Here is a 541-nt window from a genome sequence, read left to right as displayed (position 1 = left end):
AAACGGCCCAGAAATCTGGGCCGTTTTTATACAAGGAAACCGGTTAATTACGCGAAGCGCTCAACAATAATTTCATCGGCATTTGCAACAAACAGTGCGCCTTTTTCTTTCATCTCTGCGATCACGCTGTCGACCGTATCTGGCAGAACGGCGCGAGTTGCAGCTAGATTCACAATCACCTTAAAGCCGAGATCTAACGCTTGCATAACGGATTTCTTGACGCAGAAATCGAGCGCTAGTCCACCAACTACGACGGTATCTATTTTATTGCATTTCAGAAACTCATTTGCGCCCGTAGTTTTGGTGTCAGCCACGTCATGGAAGAAGATACCGTAAGGATGCGCGTCCGGATCCATCCCTTTATTGACTTGGAAATCGTAGTCAAGCACTGGAGGTAACCCATCCAGAAGCTCTACGCCTGTTGTGCCAAGCACACAGTGGCGATTCCATTTTACGTCGACATTTGGCAAGCCAACGGGCTCTAGCATGTTCGCGGGCGTTTCTGCATCCCAAGCGGCTTTGGGTGGGTGCAAGTCACGGC

General features: G+C 49.5%; 1 protein-coding gene. It reads right to left on the bottom strand.

Features of this window, described 5'->3' with window-relative positions:
• Positions 1–47: 47 nt before the first annotated feature.
• On the bottom strand, positions 48–541 hold a 494-nt coding region (locus R7O13_RS30160), incomplete at its 5' end, for an isochorismatase family protein (RefSeq protein ID WP_318305631.1).

It is taken from the genome of Vibrio sp. Y176, assembly GCF_033438945.1.
This window is presented reverse-complemented; position numbering and strand designations above follow the sequence as displayed.